Origin of the sequence: Clostridium sp. AM29-11AC (genome assembly GCF_003480545.1) — a bacterium.
GTDB lineage: Bacteria > Bacillota > Clostridia > Lachnospirales > Lachnospiraceae > Otoolea > Otoolea saccharolyticum_A.
Map to the genome: position 1 here is coordinate 5,207 of NZ_QUJI01000044.1, position 330 is coordinate 5,536.

1 protein-coding gene is annotated in these 330 nt (G+C 53.9%); it reads right to left on the reverse strand.

Going from position 1 to position 330, the window contains the following annotated elements; all coding sequences use genetic code 11:
* Nucleotides 1–45: 45 nt before the first annotated feature.
* Nucleotides 46–330, reverse strand: a 285-nt coding sequence (locus DW757_RS16925; RefSeq protein WP_243033755.1) for a DeoR family transcriptional regulator, incomplete at its 5' end; no start/stop codon positions are given.

Here is a 330-nt window from a genome sequence, read left to right on the forward strand (position 1 = left end):
TCGCTTTTCTCCAGCTCCCGGTTGAGCTTTTCCAGCTTTGAGGTATCAGGCAAGGGCAGCGTCCTCCTTTCCCGGTATCAGCACATAAGTCCTGTTTGGTTCTCCAACGCCCTGACGCACCCGCATGATAAGTCCGGCGGTTTCCAGTTCATTCAGAGAACGCTTGACCGTCATAGAGCTGCGGGACAAGACTGCGGCAATGGCTGTAACAGGGAAGCAGACAAACAGGATTCCGTTTTCGTCCTCCTGCCCTTTGGATAGCATAGCGTCCAACATCCGGCAGTACATGACCTTTGCGGTGCTGCTGACTGGAAATCCTGTCAACGCTCT